General features: G+C 56.8%; 21 protein-coding genes. 6 read left to right on the top strand and 15 right to left on the bottom strand.

The window, feature by feature from the left end; translation table 11 throughout:
- Positions 1-180 precede the first annotated feature (180 nt).
- Complete coding sequence (locus KW568_RS30235) at positions 181-1815, top strand: GspE/PulE family protein (RefSeq protein ID WP_016486970.1); 1635 nt, start codon at positions 181-183, stop codon at positions 1813-1815.
- The gene (locus tag KW568_RS30240) at positions 1721-2341 is read left to right on the top strand and encodes a thiol:disulfide interchange protein DsbA/DsbL (protein WP_231995372.1); all 621 of its coding nucleotides are present in this window, start codon (positions 1721-1723) and stop codon (positions 2339-2341) included. Before KW568_RS30235 ends, KW568_RS30240 begins: the two co-directional genes overlap by 95 nt.
- Before the next feature lie 1448 nt (positions 2342-3789).
- On the opposite strand, the gene KW568_RS30245 is transcribed toward KW568_RS30240, so the two are convergent.
- The 3 genes from KW568_RS30245 to ligA all read right to left on the bottom strand — a co-directional run bounded on the left by KW568_RS30245 (position 3790) and on the right by ligA (position 7794).
- Positions 3790-4230, bottom strand: a complete 441-nt coding sequence (locus tag KW568_RS30245; RefSeq protein ID WP_259539143.1) for a hypothetical protein — start codon at positions 4228-4230, stop codon at positions 3790-3792.
- Positions 4231-4593: 363 nt separating this feature from the next.
- Positions 4594-5727, bottom strand: a complete 1134-nt coding sequence (locus KW568_RS30250) for a toprim domain-containing protein (RefSeq protein ID WP_259539146.1) — start codon at positions 5725-5727, stop codon at positions 4594-4596.
- Positions 5728-5787: 60 nt separating this feature from the next.
- Complete coding sequence (gene ligA, locus KW568_RS30255; RefSeq protein ID WP_259539148.1) at positions 5788-7794, bottom strand: NAD-dependent DNA ligase LigA; 2007 nt, start codon at positions 7792-7794, stop codon at positions 5788-5790.
- 123 nt (positions 7795-7917) lie between these two features.
- On the opposite strand from ligA, the gene KW568_RS30260 reads away from it, so the two are divergent.
- Positions 7918-8814, top strand: coding sequence for a recombination-associated protein RdgC (locus KW568_RS30260; protein ID WP_016486949.1), 897 nt, complete (start codon positions 7918-7920; stop codon positions 8812-8814).
- A gap of 80 nt (positions 8815-8894) precedes the next feature.
- Entirely contained in the window at positions 8895-9275 is a 381-nt protein-coding gene (locus KW568_RS30265) for a hypothetical protein (protein ID WP_016486948.1), read from the top strand.
- A 41-nt stretch (positions 9276-9316) separates the two neighbouring features.
- Here the strand turns inward: KW568_RS30265 and KW568_RS30270 are convergent, their stop codons facing one another.
- Genes KW568_RS30270 through KW568_RS30290 form a run of 5 tightly spaced genes read right to left on the bottom strand, consistent with a single transcriptional unit; the run spans position 9317 to position 12998 of the window.
- A complete protein-coding gene (locus tag KW568_RS30270) occupies positions 9317-9712 on the bottom strand; it encodes a hypothetical protein (protein ID WP_016486947.1) in 396 nt (131 codons plus the stop codon).
- A 41-nt stretch (positions 9713-9753) separates the two neighbouring features.
- The gene (gene trbC, locus KW568_RS30275) at positions 9754-10485 is read right to left on the bottom strand and encodes a type-F conjugative transfer system pilin assembly protein TrbC (RefSeq protein WP_233425966.1); all 732 of its coding nucleotides are present in this window, start codon (positions 10483-10485) and stop codon (positions 9754-9756) included.
- The gene (locus KW568_RS30280) at positions 10433-11470 is read right to left on the bottom strand and encodes a TraU family protein (RefSeq protein ID WP_016486945.1); all 1038 of its coding nucleotides are present in this window, start codon (positions 11468-11470) and stop codon (positions 10433-10435) included. Before KW568_RS30280 ends, trbC begins: the two co-directional genes overlap by 53 nt.
- Positions 11467-12165, bottom strand: a complete 699-nt coding sequence (gene traW / locus KW568_RS30285; protein ID WP_259539155.1) for a type-F conjugative transfer system protein TraW — start codon at positions 12163-12165, stop codon at positions 11467-11469. The genes KW568_RS30280 and traW overlap by 4 nt, the downstream gene beginning before the upstream one ends.
- 35 nt (positions 12166-12200) lie before the next feature.
- On the bottom strand, positions 12201-12998 hold the full coding sequence (locus KW568_RS30290; RefSeq protein WP_016486943.1) for a DsbC family protein: 798 nt from the start codon (positions 12996-12998) through the stop codon (positions 12201-12203).
- 109 nt (positions 12999-13107) lie between these two features.
- On the opposite strand from KW568_RS30290, the gene KW568_RS30295 reads away from it, so the two are divergent.
- Entirely contained in the window at positions 13108-13824 is a 717-nt protein-coding gene (locus KW568_RS30295) for a hypothetical protein (protein WP_016486942.1), read from the top strand.
- 78 nt (positions 13825-13902) lie between these two features.
- Here the strand turns inward: KW568_RS30295 and KW568_RS30300 are convergent, their stop codons facing one another.
- From KW568_RS30300 to KW568_RS30315, 4 genes are all read right to left on the bottom strand, one after another.
- Positions 13903-14166 (bottom strand): hypothetical protein, encoded by a 264-nt coding sequence (locus KW568_RS30300; protein ID WP_016486941.1) that lies wholly within the window; start codon positions 14164-14166, stop codon positions 13903-13905.
- Between the two features lie 34 nt (positions 14167-14200).
- Positions 14201-14425, bottom strand: a complete 225-nt coding sequence (locus tag KW568_RS30305) for a hypothetical protein (protein WP_016486940.1) — start codon at positions 14423-14425, stop codon at positions 14201-14203.
- 136 nt (positions 14426-14561) lie between these two features.
- Complete coding sequence (locus KW568_RS30310; RefSeq protein WP_031325018.1) at positions 14562-14810, bottom strand: hypothetical protein; 249 nt, start codon at positions 14808-14810, stop codon at positions 14562-14564.
- A gap of 11 nt (positions 14811-14821) precedes the next feature.
- Entirely contained in the window at positions 14822-15085 is a 264-nt protein-coding gene (locus KW568_RS30315; protein ID WP_016486938.1) for a hypothetical protein, read from the bottom strand.
- Between the two features lie 204 nt (positions 15086-15289).
- Here KW568_RS30315 and KW568_RS30320 point away from each other — a divergent pair, with 204 nt between their 5' ends.
- Complete coding sequence (locus KW568_RS30320) at positions 15290-16021, top strand: hypothetical protein (RefSeq protein ID WP_016486937.1); 732 nt, start codon at positions 15290-15292, stop codon at positions 16019-16021.
- A gap of 101 nt (positions 16022-16122) precedes the next feature.
- On the opposite strand, the gene KW568_RS30325 is transcribed toward KW568_RS30320, so the two are convergent.
- The 3 genes from KW568_RS30325 to KW568_RS30335 form a co-directional block, all read right to left on the bottom strand.
- Positions 16123-16428 carry a hypothetical protein gene (locus tag KW568_RS30325; protein WP_016486936.1) on the bottom strand — a complete coding sequence of 102 codons (306 nt, stop codon included), beginning with the start codon at positions 16426-16428 and terminating at the stop codon, positions 16123-16125.
- Positions 16425-17279: a hypothetical protein gene (locus KW568_RS30330; protein WP_016486935.1), complete on the bottom strand. Its 855-nt coding sequence runs from the start codon at positions 17277-17279 to the stop codon at positions 16425-16427. The genes KW568_RS30325 and KW568_RS30330 overlap by 4 nt, the downstream gene beginning before the upstream one ends.
- 354 nt (positions 17280-17633) lie before the next feature.
- On the bottom strand, positions 17634-17786 hold the full coding sequence (locus KW568_RS30335) for a hypothetical protein (RefSeq protein WP_259539162.1): 153 nt from the start codon (positions 17784-17786) through the stop codon (positions 17634-17636).
- Positions 17787-17985: the final 199 nt, after the last annotated feature.

Here is a 17985-nt window from a genome sequence, read left to right on the forward strand (position 1 = left end):
ATACGAGTAGTTTTTGATGCGGTTCGTTGGGCTGGCACAAACTATCTCAGTACTGACTCACGGATTGATTTGCTGCTTTGGAGCATTGCAGCCGATAAATCCGTGCAAAATTTCATCTCGCGTTTGTTCTATGGCCCAGAACTCACTTGCTCTAGCGGCCAGGCTAAATAGGAGCTGACTGTGGCAAAAGAACCAGATCTCTTTATTTTCAACTCGCAATCGGATAAGCCTGCGGCCACGTACTTGAATGATTTATTCCTGAAGGCTGCTCAGAATAGAATTCCGGATATTCATTTTCAGTGGGTTCAAGGGCAAGTGCATATCCAATTGCGTGAAGACGGTAAGCTCAGGCACTTTGATACCGTAGAGCCGGTGATGGGCAAAATGATCGATACGAAAATTCGATCGCGAGCCACCATGGACCTCTCTCAGCATCAGATTCCCATCGACGGGCGCATCGGGTTGAGATATCCGGGTATTGAGCTAGAAGTTCGAGTGAGCTTGGTTCCAAGCCACAACGGGCAAAAAATCGTATGCCGGTTGCTCGATCAAGAAAACGCGTCTATGGACCTAGAACGCATCAGGATGCCAATGCTGGTTGAGCATGCTTTCCGCGAGATGATCAACGAGCCTCAAGGGTTGATCCTCGTCACAGGTCCAACCGGCTCAGGAAAAACCACCACCCTCTACGCTGCACTCAACGCAATCAATGATGGAACGCTCAACATCTGTACGATCGAGCATCCTGTTGAGTACGTGGTCAAGGGTTTTGTCCAAATCAACGTTACACCCCAGCTCAGTTTCGCCTTGGGTCTTCGGGCCCTGTTGCGTCAGGATCCAGACGTCATTCTGATCGGTGAGATTCGTGACCAGGAAACCGCGCAAATTGCCATTCAGGCTGCGAACACCGGCCACCTGGTATTCGCCACCTTGCACTCCAACAGTGCCGCTCAAGCTGTCCCGCGGATCATTGATCTGGGTGTCGACGCCCAGACACTCGCTTCCGTTCTAATTGGCGTGATTGCGCAAAGACTGGTCCCTACTCTGCGGGCAGATATAGAGCATGAGTGGACGCCCATAAATGATGTTGAGCGTATGTGGTTGAAGAAAAATGGGCTACCAGCAGTGACTGGAGACGTACCACTTGCGACATCGAAAGATGCATTCTCTGGTAAATGTCCAATCATTGAACTTATTAGATCGGATAAGCAAGTACGCGCCGCCATAGTCAGTGGCGGTAGCGAGATGACAGTTCTTAATGCTGCTGCGCGACAAAACCAATTCGACACGTTAGGCCAATCTGCAGTGCGGATGGTGACTGATGGCGTAACCACTATGGCACGGATACGGACCCTGATTAAAGACGACTCAGTTAAGCCGACAGTCAGACGCATCGGCGATGTTCTGATTGCGCAAGGCAAAATCACCTTTACACAAGCGAATCAGGCAGCCGAGCTGCAACTCCGCTGCACTATTGAAGGAAAGGTGAAAAAATTCGGGCAAGCCCTCATCGATCTGAAGTTAGTCTCCCAAGATGACGTGGTATATGCGCTTGGCTTCACCGAGGGTGCTGTCGAGTTTTTGAACGACCTGGCCGCCGCCCGAGAAATTAACTTCAGGGCACTGAAGGAAACTGTTGAACTGTGGCGTACCGAGCGTAATCAAGAATCGATTTTCGACATGCTCATCGAGCAGAACCTGATCAGCAAGGAACGGTTATATGAAGAAGTTTATAGTGCAGATGGCTATGGCAGCCGTACTGGCCACACCAGTTCTCTCAATAGCGCAGGAGTTGCAGCCATCGCTGCCGTATAGGGAGGTTTCGGCTCAGGCTGAAGACAGTCACAAAGTAGTTGTGTTCTTCTCGTTTGCGTGCCCAGTCTGCGCTTCATACGACCAGACCTTCTCACGCTGGGCCAAAACGCTGCCGCCCGGCTGGTCAGCTGAATTCATTCCTGTGGCGGTTCCCGACAAAGGGAATTACTTGGCTGCTCGTGCATTCTTCGCTGTCCAGGATGCAGATCCGAACCGAGTTGCTGCATTCATGTCAGCGGCCTATACGCTGATCCAGCAAAACGGCATGACAATGGAGGACCCCGGCACGTGGTCGAGAGCGGTAGCGATGGCAAACGTCCAGGGTTTCAATGAGGCCTGGCATAACGTCACGCAACAAAGGCTGGAGAGAGCATTTGCCAAGCTCCTCACGTATGGCGTCGACGCCACACCGTCCATGGTGATCAGCGGTAAATATGTGATCACGCCTGACGATGTCTCAGGCGATAGTGCACTCTATATGAACCTGGCCAACGGTATGATCTCTAAGGTGATGCAAGAGCGTTAATACTGGTTGTTTGGTCTGTCCGATAAAGCTTGTGAATACGCCTAACCCCCGTACCGTCGGGGGTTTTGCTTTTGTAGAGCAAGCTGCGGGCCTGGTTAGACCTCCATGCTATCCGCTCCAGGCACCCTGCGGCCCTCGTCAAAGATTAACCGAGATGCCAGGTTGAGCCGAAGGAGATGCTTGGGGCGGCCGTCATGGAGATTGAGTAGGAGGCAGGTACGCTCCCTTCGTCCTCTCACACCACTGTGCGTACGGTTCGGAACACGGCTGTTCAGGTTGATCCCATAGTTTCTTCGGCAGCGCCTGATTCATATGCGGCGCTCCGGAATTTCGCCATGGACCTCGGCCACCGCAGCCAAGCGGGTTACGCTTGCGCGCAACGCGCCATGCCTGACGCACTACGAAAAAGCCCGACTATGTCGGGCTCTATTCAGGTACCTATGGTTAGTGACTGCCTCCTCTGGTTGTAGGCGGCGTGGTGTCCCCGTCACCCTTGTCATCCGGGCCCACAACAGTGTTCTGCAAGGTCATCACTCGCGTAGCTGGCGCTGGTTTCTCCCCTCCGGAGAACGGGGATTGGTACGCATCCGCTGCCCCCATCATGCCCTCGCCATATGGGCTACCTTGCCCATTTTCTGAGACTGCTGGTTGTGGCTCCCCTGCTGAAAGACCGGCGCTAGTCGCCGATTGACCACCGGCGGTCATTAACCCCCCTCCAGACCCTGTCATCAGGTCACCAGCTTCAGCGTTCGTGTTCATCGGTGTGACAAGGGGCTGACCTAGCGCTGGGGCTTGCGCATTCTCGCCGGGAGCAGCCATCAAGTTGCCTGCATGACCACCTAAGGGTGCGAGAGCATCAGCTGGCGCCGGCATTGGAGCTACAAGAGGCTGACCACTCTGTGCCGGAGCGGCTTCGCTCTGAAGCGCTGAGCGCACGCTTGAACCAGGCTCATAACGTTCGGGCTTGCCGTTGGAGGCGACATCAGCGTTGTAGCTATCAGCCATTTTGTCGGCGGCAATCATCATGCCCGGAACCACTGATACGTTTCCAGCAAGCTTAGTAGCGCCGGCAAATTCACGACCCGCCGTGCTCGCAGCCGCCGTGGCGTCTTTTGCGGTTTTTGCCGCCTCTGCTACATGTTCGGCGTGCACAACACGCGAAGCTTGACCTTGGCCACGGAGCAAAGCGGGTACTTCGTGGCCTGCGGCGTTGACAACGCGTGCTGCCTGCGCAACCTCGGTACCAGCCTCAGCGGTCTTGAGAGCAGTTGCGGCCCCACGCGCTGCCATAGCAGCCCTTCCCGCTTGCGCGCCTTTGAAGACTGCGCCTCCCCACCCTGCGCCGGGAACAAACATCGTAGCAGCCGTCACGGCCATCGCCGTTTTGAGGTACTCGTCGTCCGCGTTGTTCCAGCCCACTTTCACCGCCTTGTCCAGGGTTGGTGGAACTAAGCGGGTTGTTTCGTGCTGCCCCATTTGGTTGATGGAGAGCAGCGCAAGGTAATGGTGCTACCGATGCGGAGAGCGTCAGCGATCACGTTTGTCAGCGGCCACCAACCGGTTGGTTTTGTTTTGTCGAAGTCGAAATAGAGCGTGGTCCGTGTGTGACGTGCTTCCTCGGCGATCCTTGCATCCTCTGCATCGAGCAGAGCCTCTTCTGCCGGCATCAGAGCGCGAGGCTTAGCTCGCTCAGTCACGGTCCAGATTGGGCGTTCGGCTTTCTGCTGGGTGTCACGAATAGATTCAACGAGCGCGTGACCTGCATGCGCAGGTTCAATCGCAACGCCGTAGCTATCAGGAACCACCACCTGTCGCACATCAACGGCACCTGCGGTGCTTGCTGAGAGCGCAAGCGATGCAAGCAGAATGGCTCTGTTCAAGGTGTTCATAGGATACTCATTGGTTTTGATTGCGAAATAACACGTAGCGATAATACAGGCAGGATGCTTTTTGTTGCAACAGTCTGTTGTGGCGCATAAAATATAGTGACGTGTTACGTATTGCAATCGCTTTTGATGCGTTCGACGTCTAACCCGCCCCACCTTATCAGCAGCTGTGCTTCATACCTCTGCATTAGGTATTCCCTCTTTGCAGAGTCGTAGGAGTCAAAAATGCAAACCAGAACAGAAGCAGCATCCCACCAAAGTCAGGCCAACGGCGATTCGCTGTGGGTCGGCCAGGGCCAAGCCGCGGCTTCTATCGGCCTGGAGGTGTGGAAAAAGGTAGAGGTAACCGACCCTGATGAGACCAAGTCATTCAACAAGGGGGGGTTCCAAGGGACCGCGATTGCACCCATCTACCAGGTCAAACGTGCCACTGAGGCCTTCGGGCCGATTGGTCTTGGCTGGGGTGTCGAGCTGATCAGCGACCCTGTTGGGTGGATTGAAGGTTCCAAGCTTGACTTCCAGGGCCTCTAGCACTGGCTTGAGGTTCTCCGCGGCCTTGAAGCCTGGTTTGTCAGGATCCAGAGCCTGAAGCACGTTTTTCTTGGCCATCATGTTGAACCAATCAGGTTCCCAGTTCTCGCATCCAGGTAGCGCGAAGATGGTACGTTTGGAGCCCATTTCGACTGCAGACAACATGTCGATCGGCCCTTCTACGATCATGAACTCACTATCAGAGCCTTCCCAAATCCAAGGAGATTTCCCGCCATAGCGCATGGCCTTCTTCTCCCCTTCTTTGGGCTCACGCATGAGCCGGAACTCTGCAGCACAGTGCGATTGCGACCGGAACCACAATGGGCGAAATGCACAGGCTGGCGCCTTCTTTTCGGGGTTCCACAGACCCGCTTTCACCATCAGTTCCTGCCCTGCGACTTCGGTTAAGAACTCCTTGGCCTCCATAGGGTTGTTTGGGATGGTGATCAGGATGCCTCGGTTGCAAGCCTCACGGGCCACTCCCTCGGAAATCCCACGGCCAGCAAAGTACTTGAGAGCGTCTTTCGACGGATATGTGCGAGCTTCTGCTACGCGTTGCAATACGAGCGCGAGTGCACTGTCATCACGTTGGATAGCGTCCATAGGCTTGGGTGGAATGTAGTGCTTGAGCAGTTCCACATCGGCGCCCATTAGGTCCAGGCCAGCTTCACGGTGGGACTTCTCCCAGTAAAAAGCTGCTGCAGCGACTACATCACCTTGTTCGCCGCACGAGTAACACAGCCACCCACCGTTCTTCACGCTGACTTTCACCGAGTGAATGGAAGAAGCTCCACACCCGGGGTTTGGACAGATGTTGTATCGAATTGCACCTGCTGATGGTCTCGCTTTCGCACCGAGCATGTGCTCGAAGAACCAGTCGAGCGGGACATTATCTCGCACATACTCAAAGTCGACTTCATAGGCGACTCCATTAGCATCGCGCTTGTAGGGTCCATTAGTTACTGACATTTTCTGGTTCTCCAGATGAAATCTTAATGCTCTGTGATGCTTTACGCCGGCCTGTAATCCTCACCCAGCGACAGTGGCCAGCAGCCGGGCTTCATCCCAGACGTCAATGTCTAGATCCCGGGCAGCTTCGAGTTTCGAGCCCGCTGCTTCGCCAGCAACGACAAAGCTGGTTTTGCTGGAGACCTTGCTGGAAACCTTGCCTCCTGCCCCTTCGACCAGGGCCTTGGCAGCCTCTCTGCTCAGGGTGGGGAAAGTGCCGGTGAGGACGACGATCATCCCCTTCAATGAGGCCCCACCGATGGCAGTGAAGTCATTGGGTGTGGTGATCAACGCAAGTCGGTCCGCCTCAGTACCGAGTGTCGAATCCTCAAAGAATCGGGTGATGTTGGTGGCGGTACCGTCCCCCACATCGGCGGTGGCCAGCAGTTGCGCGTACGTCGCGGCCCGGAATGCTGACCAGGACCCGAATTGCGCCGCCAGCGCTTTGCTTGTGGCCTCGCCCACGCCCTCGATCCCCAGCGAGAAGATGAAACGTGGGAGGTCGGGCGACATCGAGCCTTCAATGCCCGCGATGAGGTTTTTTGCGGAGACCGGCCCAAAACCGGGCAGCGCTGCGACGGCCTTGTCGTTCAGGCTGTACAAATCAGATGGCATGCTGATCAGGCCGGCGGAGATCAGGGTTGAGACCGACTTGTCGCCCAGGTTGTCGATGTTCATCCCCAGTCGAGATGCGAAATGAGCGAGTTTGCCCTGCTTCTGTGCCGGACATTTGATTCCACCAGGGCAATGCAGCTCCACGGCGCCCTGCAGGCGCACCAGATGACTACCACACGAAGGGCACGCCGACGGCATCACATAGCGGGAGAGGAGTTCATCGCCGGCCGAGGGCACTGTACGGACGATCTCCGGTACCACATCCCCCGCTCGACGAACGATGACCTTACTACCTACCCTGATGCCCTTGGCCTCGATCTGATCGGCGTTATGGAGAGTGGCACTGGAGACAACGACGCCACCGACTCGCACTGGCTTGATCTTCGCCACAGGGGTAGCAGGACCAGTCCGGCCGATCTGCACCACGATGTCTTCGACGACGGAGACGGCCTCTTCTGCCGGGTATTTGAACGCGATGGCGAACCGTGGCGTTCGATTGTTCCAAACCAGCTGCTCCTGGTCAGCAAGAGAGTTGACCTTGAAGACGACGCCGTCGATAGCGACCGGGAGATTGGAGCGATTCGAACCTACCTCATCGAAGAATGCCTTGATGCCTTCCCAGCCACGGACAACGGCCGTTTGCGGTGCCACGCTAAAGCCGAGAGCCCTCAGGCCTTCGATGATCTCCGATTGTTTGGTTGCCTTGAACGCAGCCGTGCCGTCGAGCTCCTGGGCACCATAGGCGTAGAACGACAGACGCCTGGAGGCAGTTACTTTCGGGTCTAGCTGGCGCATGCTGCCGGCTGCGCCGTTGCGGGGGTTGGCGAGGGTCTTCAAGCCCTGGCTCTTGAGGCGCTCATTCACGATCTCAAAATCGCTATTGAGTATGACAACCTCGCCACGAACCTCCAGATCAATGGCCGCTGGTAGGGTTAGGGGCAAGTTCAGGATGGTTTTGGCCTGTGCCGTTACATCCTCACCGGTCGTTCCATCCCCGCGGGTGACTGCGCGAACCAGAACGCCAGCCAAGTATCGAGCCGAAAGCGCTAAGCCGTCGTACTTCAGTTCAGCGGTGAACTCGATGTCGGCCGGCTGTGAAAGCTCATCCACCACAGAGCTTGCAAACGCCCGGGCCTCTTCCTCGTTCATGGCGTCCTTGAGCGACAGCATTGGCACATCGTGCTGTGCTTGGACGAACTCCTCCAGAACCCGGCCACCGACCCGCTGCGTTGGTGAGTCGGCGGTAGCCAGATCTGGATGCGTTGCTTCCAGTTGCTCCAGTTCACGAAACAGAAGGTTGAATTCTCCGTCCGGGATCGTCGGGGCATCGAGTCGGTGGTACGCATCCATGTGTCCAGCGACCTCTGCACGGAGTTGAAGAAGGCGTTGCTCAACCTGGGCGAATTCAGACATGGTTTTTCCACTGGCAGGATAGGTGTGTGCATGATAATAAATCTGCCAGTATTATGCGTACATGTTTATTTTTTAGTGCGCCAAATCGTGCTGGTGGCATGCCGGCCAGGAGTGAGTTGCATCATGTTTTCGAACCTTCACCTCTACCGGATCACTGAGCCCTGGCGCTTGTCTACGGCCGAACTTGCGAAACGGCTGGAAAAAAAGGCCTTCACCCCCTGTTCGGGTAGCGTCACCAAAACCCAGGGGTGGGTGGAGCCCCGTGTGGGCGGTGGTCTCGTGCTGGAGGTGCAGAAGCAGATCCTGCTGAATCTGTGTTTTGAAGAAAAGAAAGTCCCAGAGCCGGTGTTGCAGCGACACGTGGCAAAGAAGGCGGCCAAGATGCTATCCGAGAAGGGCTACAAGCCCAGCCGTGACCAGCTGAAGGCGATGAAGGACGAAGCGTTTATCGAACTTCTGCCCAGGGCATTCGAGTCACAGAGCACGGAGAAGGTGTGGATTGATACCGCGGCTGGGCTAATCGGCATTGACTGTGGCTCACCGGCGAAAGCCGATGATGTCGTCACTCAAATCCATGATGCCATCGATATACCCGCATCACTGATTCGAACCTCGATGGACCCCTCCTCTGCGATGGCCACCTGGTTGATGAACAACGAGTCTCCCGACGAATTCACGGTCGACCGCGAGGTCAACCTGCAGGGGCTGGACCTTGAAAAATCCAAGGTCGGCTACGCCTCGATCAGCCTGGAGCGCGAAGAGATCCGACAGCACTTGCTCGAAGGTCGGCGCCCCGTACGGCTGGCCATGACATTCAATGAAGAGGTGTCCTTCATCCTGACCGACAAGTCGACCCTCAAGCGCATCGTATTCCTGGAGAGCGTGAACAAAGAAATTCCCGATGAGGAGGATGAAGAAGCTGCCTTTGGCGCGATGTTCGTGACTTACGTCGGCGTGCTGTCAAAGCTCGTGCCCGCACTCATGGAAGCTCTGGGCGGTGAGGAGTCCGCACAAGGGTAATCAGATCTGTAGTCGCGTGATGTGCATTACCGGGTACTAGGCGAACGCAAGGCTTAGCCACTCACCCCGGGAGAATGACCATGAAACTGATTATCGATACCGATGTTTGCAAACGCAAAGTTCAAGCTCTGTCGCTTGAGCTCGCTCTGTTCATCAGCGCGTGCTGCAATCGCTTGAAACTGATCGTTGAGATTGCTGTGATGCTGGCTAAGGCCGGTTATTTCAGGATGTTCTTTTCGCAGATCTACACCACCAGCAACATCGATGTAGACGGCTTCCGTAACGTGTTCGAGCTCGAAGGGTATCCCAGCGTCACGCCTGGCCATGTGCGTTTGCACTATCGCCAGACGGTAAACGGTCACGAGAAGGCTCGCACCAGCATGCTGGTTACTGTGCAGGAATGGGATGCAGTGGCCCGCCGTGTGGCATTCGGTTCTGGGCGCTTGGCTCAAGCTGATTAACGTTTTACAGCACCCGGCCTCACCTGAGGCCGGGTTTTTTATTACTCGCCGTACAGCGCGTCCCACGCCTCTTGGACTGCTTCGTCCGAGGCGTCTCTGAGCTCATCCAGGCTGACGTCCGCATACCCGCTGGCATGCAGCAGAGCGTCGGCGTCTGACGGTGAAAGCCCTCGGCAGATTCTGTGAATTTCTTCGCACCGGCCATAGTTCCACGCCTCATAAACCTGTGCGTTCCAGGTGATGCCCTTTTCGATGTGCTCGACCAGGTCCCGGGTCATGACATAGCGCCCCTGGAAGTAGATGCAGGAATTCAACGCGCAAGCTGATAGTTCGCCCAGGCCTTCTCCCCGACGCTTCGCAATCTCCAAATCAGCCCAGGAGCTCAGGTTGAGTTTGAAGCCTGGCTCCCAAGCAATGGTGGTCAGTTCGGTTTTCATAGTTTCTCCCGAAGCCCGGCGCGATGCCGGGCTCGATCATGTCAGTGGACGGTGCCAGGGGCTTGTTGTTTGTAGATCTTCTGCAACCTGGCCTCGGCAAGCTTCGCGATCTCAGGCTGCGCACGGAGGCGGATGGTATCCAGGGCCAGCATGGCGCTGATGTCGCCGGTGATCGACGTGAAGGTGGCATCTGGTGAGCAGCCATCGTCCAGAACGGACTCTGCTTCTGCAGAAGCCACAACGAACGTAGGTACCGATTCGACTTTGAAGGCCTTGAACAGATTGGGGTTGATCTCCCACGGCACGCCGGCCTTATTCACTTCCAGCGCAGCCTGTTTGGTCTGCATCTGGGAGCCGTTCTTGAACCCTCTCACGACCATGACGGCACCGGTTTCGCGGGCTTGTTGCGCCAGTCGCTCAAGCTTGTCCTTGGGCATCGAGAACGACACGAAGATGATGAAGTCGTTCGCGCCATGGCCACCCTTGTTCCCGTCCTTGGCAGCGTTGAATCGCGCAATGACGTCGTCGAGCGACTCGGTTTTGGTGGGAGGTGGCGCGTCGATGACCGGTACAGTGGCCTTGAACGTGCCCGCCTTCACTGGGTCAATCTTCCCGTTCAGAGCGGCACTACGAGATGCCGCCTGCTCCTGCATGATCTTCTGGATAGCTTCGTTGGAAGGCATTTCCAGCTGCTGGGACACGGCAGGCCCGGCGAAGAAGCTAGTTGCTAAGAGTAGCGCCGCCGCAGCAGTCGCGTTTACGGAAAATGCCATAGCCAAAGTCCTTGTATCCTGGGAGAGGGAACTCAGTGTTCGATTCGGTCAAAATGGTCGACCGCCCGATAGGAGAGCAGCACTTGCCTGCGATTTTTGCGGTCTCAGGCTTGGGGTAGAGGCGAGTCAGCTTGTACTGCCGCTTGTCCATGATGATCTGCGGGTAGTAGCCGCACATGGCGTCACCCCCCATTGCTGCCCACTGGGTGCCAGCAGCGTGCAGTTTTGCGAGGATGCGCGTGGTTTGCAGCCTGGCGGTTTGCTCCATGCTCAGGTGGGCCTCGTTACGGCCGGTCAACGGGTACATGTGGCCGTACGAGCCGGCGGCCCAGAAGATCGTCGACAGCGGGAAGCCTGCAGACGCTGCAACGGCATCGGCGGACATGGCCCCGATCGCCAGCATGCTCCCGAAGGGGAACGCGTAGGGGGTCAGGATGCCGGCGAGCTCGTCATCGTTGTGGGTGGGGTCCGCGAACGACATCCAGGGCACGTCGATACCGCGGTTGTCCATGCACGTGTCATCCAGGATGGCGCCCATCACATACATGGCCGGGTTGATATAGAAGTTGACCTGCATGAACGAGTCGCGGGTGCTGCCGATGCCGCTGCTCTGATCGTCAGAGATGTAGCCGAAGGCATCTGCGTTCACGCCTACGTTGACCTTCACCCCACCAAGCAAGGGGAAGCATCCCGGTACCGTGGTAACGTCGGTCATCATGTCGAACTCCCAGAACGAGGTGGGAATGCCGACCTTGGGCGGGTTGTCGCACGTGCAGAATGCGCTTTTGTTGCCACTGTCGAAGTCTTCCTGGCCATCGGAGATGAGCTCCGTCGAACCGAAAAGCTTGATCGGGAACATGCAGGACCAGCAGACGTCCGAGATCAGGTTCGGGAATTTACCGGTGCACACGCCTTCTTCAGCAGAGCTGACCGTACTGAGCAGGGTCGTTGCGACAAAGCCCAGGGCCATAAGCAGTTTTTTCATGGCTTCAACTCCTCGATCTGGAGTTCCCTACCCTTTTGGGTCAGGACCGCGGGAACGCGCTCGATCCCGAATTTCTTCGTGAGAATGCCCATCTGGTCGAAGTAGACCGGGCGCCCCCACTCCCGATCGAGCTTCAGGAACGAACCTGCGACCAGTACAACTTTGTCCCGGGGGTGCTCGTCGGTTCGCTTCTTGGCGTACTGCAGCTGCTTGGGATCGCGGGCGTCGATGAAGATGATCGCTTTGCTCAGGGTGATGTGGTCCAGCGGATTGATGCGAGTGCCCGCCGGCACCAGGATGTTGCCCAAATGGTCTTTGACGGTTTCAGGGTACGTGTAGGTCGGGTCGTACATCCTGATCTGTGGCTCAACGACGGGGCCAATGCCGGGTAATGGCTTGGGGTTTTCGGCTCCGGCCAACTGCTTGTCGCGGTAGTCGTTCCAGAACTTGTCGAGTTCGCCTTTCTTGTCCATCGCTCTCAACCGACCTTGGATCATGTCGATTGCATCCTGCTCCTGGATCTCCCAGGTGTTTCCGTACTTGCCGAGCTCTTCGGCATGAAGGGTGGATGACGCGAGGTAGAGGGCGGTAAAGAAAGCGGATACGCATAAGCGGCGTAGCTTCATCACAACTCCAATGAGAATGCCCAGCCCGGGGCTCTTGATGATCGGGAGATCAAAAACCAACGTGGCCATCGAAATGGCCACGTGGAGAAGACTGTCGGAGGGGATCAGGAGCCGCCGTTGAGCCAGGCTTCCAGACGTTCGGCCGATACCAGGCCCGGCATTTTCCGCCCGTCTTCGCTCACCATCGCAGGGGTGCCCTGGAAGCCGATGCTTTCGGCCAGCGCGATGTTGCGCTCGATTGGGTTGTCGCAATTCTTCGCTGGCGGCTGGGTCCCTTGCGCCAACGCTTCCCATGCAGCAGCACGGCCAGCTTCAGGCAGGCACCAGACCGACTCAGCTTTGGCACGAGCCTGCGGGTGCAGCGACTCCAGCGGATACATGAAGGTGTAAATGGTCACGTTGTCCAACTTGCTGAGGACCTCGGTTTCCAGCTTCTTGCAGTACGGGCAATCCGGGTCGGAGAACAGGTAGAGCTTCCGGGAGCCATCGCCCTTCACGCGGGTGAACGCATCGGCCAGCGGAAACTTCGAGACGTCGATTTTTTCGGCGGCAGCACGCTTGGGCGCCGTCAGGTCCTTGCGGGTCTGCATGTCGTAGATGCTGCCGAACATCAGGTAGCGACCGGAGGAATCGGTGTAGGCAATGTTCTTGCCCATGGTGATCTCGTAGATGCCGTCGATCGGCGCTCGCTCCACGTTGGTGAAGTTGGTGGAGGGGTATTTGCTCTTGAGCGTGTTGATCACGGTCATGATCTCGATGTCAGCGGCAGCTGCTGGCGCTGCAACGGCTGCTGGAGCGGCTGCTGCAGGGGCCTGAGCCGCCTCTGCTGCGGGCGCAGGGGCCTGGGCGAATGCAGCCAGCGAGCAACTGGCGAGAGCGATAGCAACAGCGAGCTTTTTCATCGTCAACCTCAGAATTGGAAATGATGCAGATAGATTATGTGTACGTGTGAACATATACTAACAATACCGACAACGCGTGACTATACGCAGCCAGTATTAAATGAGAGTTATGGAAACCGTGCAGCCGCCATCTCACCCGTTGCAGCAACTGCACCAGGCCTATCGCGTCATCAACGAGCGCTTCTTTTCTGGGGCATTGCCTGGCTGTGAAATCAGATTTTCGACACGGCTAGGATCCGATGGCCACTATCGGCCTGGCGCTCTTCCGAGTGGTGAGCTCTGTCCGGCCCTCGACCTGATCGCTATTGGGGCGCACCTATCGAGCAGCAAGATGATCGAATCGCTGGCGCATCAAGCCTGTCATCAGTATCGCCAGCATGCCGGGCAGCCCCCGCGGCGGGCATATCACGACCAGGTCTGGGCCGATAAGATGGTTGAAATCGGCCTGCAACCGTCCAGTACCGGTCTGCCGGGTGGTCGAATGACCGGGCAAAAGGTGTCGCACTACCTGGTTGAGAACGGGGGAATGAGTCTCCTCATTCGTGAGCTGCTCGATCAAGGTCTGGACATCACACTCGCTGCAGCGGTCGGTCCGGGCGGCGGGCGCCGAGGTGCGAGAAAACAAGCCTGGGCACGAACGAAATACACGTGCGCGGGCTGCAAAAAATCTGTCCTTGGTGGTGACCAGTACAACCTGGTGTGTGGTGATTGCCAGCTGCCTCTAGCGCCAGAACTCGCCTCTGGAGGGGGCCTCGAAAGCGAAACGCCCTCGACGGGTGGACTGCTACATCCTGCACCCGGTTCCCGGACCCAGTCGGCGGCATAAAAAAACCCTCGAACCATTGGTTCGAGGGTGTCGGTGTAGCAGTTAAGCTGTGCTGGTGAGTCGCAAGAACTCGGCCGACTACGTGCGCCGAGGTGCCTCCGTTACGTTGTCTGCCGGAACTGGAATGCCGTAGTGCTCGGCATCGTGATACAGCGTCGAGTTGGGGTTGAGGAACGACAGATCATCTACGACCCAGCGACCACCATTGCTCCCCCCTGCGAGGTAACAGCATTTGGTGCCGGCAGGTACGTCAACCTGGTAAACGGTGCGGCCTACCTTGAATTCGACTGAAGCGGCGTTGATGGTCTTGCCCAGTTTTGCGACAGGGGTGCGGGTGCTCATGTGTATCTCCTGAAAGGCGTTTTTTGCTGGCAGATCAATAAGTGAACAAGTCACCCGCCGAACCATTGCCGTTGTTGAACTTCGTACCGCGAGGCACCTCGAACCAGCTGTAGCCGTTGAAAACCTCTAACTTCCCGTCACACACACGGGCTTTGAAGTAGCGCTCACCCAGCTGCGGGTGGTAGGCGTAGATACCCGCCCCCTTCAACAGGTGATCCTGAATCTTGTTGCGTGCTTGAACTGCGGTGAGAGTGGCCATCGCCTGCTCCATACATGTGAGGTGCCGGGGCACCGTGCCGCCATCAGGCGTTGAACTTGCCTAGGGAGATGCGTTTCATGCCCGCGTAAATCCACAAGAAAAAACCCGGCGCTTGGCCGGGTTGGATGGAGCGTTTTTAAGCGTGTAGCTGGTAGCTACCCGTTACCTTGGTGCCGCGCATGGCGCTGTAGTAATTGACGCGTTCGATAAAGGGGATGGCCTTCAACGCGGTTGAACAGAAGCCATGCGTCGAACGAATGGTTTCCAGCGTGTCTCCGGTTGATAGCTCCCAGAGGAAGATGGTGCCCCCATTGGCATGAACTGCTGCTTTGCGGGTGATCTGGGCGCCTTTCATCAATCGCGAGGCTTCGATGATGGGATGCATGCCGCCACCCGTCACTTAGCTTTTGCGTTGGCGACGAACGATTCGAGCTCCTTGACGGTCGACCCGAAATTAACCTTCTCGCACAGCACTTCGATCTCTTGGGTTGACAGGGGGGGGAGCTGACCGGCGTTGCTTGCGATATCAAGCAGGCCGGGAACTGCAGACGCACCACTCCGGAGAAACTCCTGGTAGTGGCGAAGTGCGGCGAGCATCGTACCTTGCTCACGGTCACCGATCAGAACTGCAGTTTGAGTGGCTTGGATTTTCTGGGACATGCTGATCTCCTGGATAAAGCAGGTCTTGCGATGACCTGGTCCATGGAGATGTTGAGCATCGAGCAATAAAGTGGAGGGAGGTATGAGTGGCAGCGGGTGAGAGCGGTGGAGACCGTGATCTCGACTAGGCCGGCGATCGGCCCGCGGGGCAAAGGCAAGCGTCAGTGCTTAAGTTAAGTAGGTGCCAAGAATCGAAACAGGACCATGGCTAAAGAAAAGCTGATCACCCGAATATCCGAGATCGCTGAATCACTCAACGAGCGCCAGCGTGCCTACCTCATTGTGGCGTATGACGAAGACCAGCGAGCCGAGGAAGTGAACTCCGGGCCAGGCTCCGCCCCGGCAAGTCAATGGCGGTGGCTGGAGTATGGTCCTGACGGACGGGTTCGAAAGATGACGTACGATGGCCCGTTACGATACGCACTCGCTGAAATGAAGCTGGTCGGTCATGGCGCCGGCTCAACGTGGCACTCCCTAGAAAACCGAGGATTGTTGAGCACAGATCACCGGCCGATAGGCATGGGCGACTTGCTCTCTCTATTTGTCAGGCTCACAACTGACGGCAGGAGGGTAGCCAGGGTGCTCAAAGGCCTGCCAATGCAGAAGCCTAAAATTGACGCGGCCAGCAAGCCGATGTCGCTTACTGGCCTGCGCATTCTGCACCAGGGACAACAGCAGCCCACTGAGTACCTCGATCCGTTCGAACCATGGATCGGGCGAAGCTACTATCCCCCTCCCCTGGTCGTGCTTGGCATCGCCCGTGGACTAGCGAACAAGGGGCTTCTGGTAGCTGATAGGCGAAAACTCAGCTTCAAAATCTCCGCTGCGGGCTTGGCTGTCGCGATCGAGGAGGCTGAAAACTGGAAGCCGTTCGCCCGGCCGGCATATGGTGAGCCAGGCTGGATCGAGGATGTATTGAGCAAAGTGCGGTCATAGCTTGCTAATGCCTGGCGCTGATCATTGGCAAACGGCTCGACAGATTTACGAATCAGATTATGGGCTGCTCCATCAGCGTCTATGAGTGCAGGAGCGCCATTTCACTCACCTTGACCGGAGCCGCCGTCTTCAGCAGGCTGATGCTGTACCGTCATTGGGAGCAGTACCGCCAGCAGCTTCCACACTATGATTGTTACTGCCACGCCAACCACGAGACCAAGGCTAGCTCGCACCAACAGTGTCCAGTCGTTGGGCCCATTCAAGAGTTCACCAGGCGCCAGCAGGGACGAAATACCCAGCAGCTCATTGAGCTCTGTCGGGTACACGAAGATGCTGCAGACTAGCACTGCCCAAAATCCGACTTCGCCGGCCGTCTTTCGCGCACGCGAATATGTTGAACTGGTCATGGTGACACCTTGCTCTGCCCTGCCTCGGCTTCGAATTCGGTAAGCGTCTTGGCGTACATATCAGGATGCTGTTTGTCGAAGGCCGGCATATGCTCGGTTTCAACCCACTGACCGCGGACCTCGCCTTTAGCGAGCCACGGTCTCTTACTACCTGACGGCTGGGTCCACGCGCTGACGCCAATGCCGAATGACGCGATTTGTTTGGCGGTAATGAACCCTTGCTTGCGCATGAGGACCACTACTTTCAGTGCCGACTCTTTCCAGGGCGTGAGCCGCAAAGGTGATGGAACCCCTGCTGGCAGGTTTGTAACAATGGAGGGTACTCGGCAGCGCTCTGCAGGCGACCAGTCGAACATGCGTTCATCAGAGACAGCACTGCGTTCTGCGTAGAAGAGCCGATGATCAAGTCCGAACGTGTGCACATAGCCTTGCGCTGTCCATGATTCATAAGGGCAGAGTACTTTGACACCAAGCCGACGGAGCATTTTGGCTATGCCGGCACTGGCATCGGTAATTTTGCTGACGATGACCAGGCGATGATCTGGGCCCGGGCTTTCCCAAAAGTCGTCCCCGTGATTGGGCAGTATCTGGTCGGCGACTTTGGCATTCAGCGAAAGCTTCGCCTCGACGCCAATTTGTCGGCCATCGTCGTGCACCACCAGCACATCGAATCCCGCCGCTTCGGGGTAACACGTCCACCCCGGGATCTGGTTGAACTCTTTGATGAACACCTCGCAGAGCGTCGACTCTTTGCTGATGGTTGGAGGCTTTTCCCGGCTGATGGGCTGCATGCTGAGCTCGGCATGCTCCCGACGCTGCTGCTGTTGCTGGGAGAGTATGGTGGCCATCATTGTCCCTCTTGGATGGATGCAGGTGTTGGCCACCTGCAAGGTCCGGATTGCGAATTCGGTGGTTATGAGAGCCTGGTGAGCTCAATCAGCGAGCGTTGCTCGGAAGCCTGGCCAGATGTACCGGCACACCAAGACTTGAAGCGCCTTGGCCAGTGCGAGCATGGCTACGCTACACGCAACACCAGCCCAACTTTTGGCTTGCTCCGGCGCAGGCGGCCATATCTGTTGGGTAAACCACTCAGCCAACACCAGAGCTGCAATGGCCACCAGCAGCACCAGGATTGTTTTTAACTTGCCTATCCGGATTCGGAACCCTCTGGTACAGAAAAATGCGAGGAAGAAGGCTGCGGTTCCTCAGTCGCTCATTAGAGCTGCGCCGGCGGGGCCGCCGACCAACATACCCAACACGGTGCTGATGAGGTGATAACCGGCAATGAATGCCGCGAGTGCCGTGTACGGGTGCCCACCCTGAGGCTCGGAGATCTGATCGGAGTAAAACAGCTTCATGATTTGACCCTTGCTGGAGAAACAACGATTGATGGCCATCGGTGAGGTCAGGTCATACTGACTCACCCAATAACGCGTATCTATACGTCGAATGATTTTGAATGCTCGGTTTGAGTTTGTCTATTCCGATACTGTCAGTATCCTGCGGGCCATGATGGGTGCGTATCCGGTGAGCATTGTGGTGGGAATCTCCCGAAAT

The sequence above is a fragment of the Pseudomonas sp. HD6515 genome (assembly GCF_024971855.1).
GTDB classification, from domain to species: Bacteria; Pseudomonadota; Gammaproteobacteria; order Pseudomonadales; family Pseudomonadaceae; genus Aquipseudomonas; species Aquipseudomonas alloputida.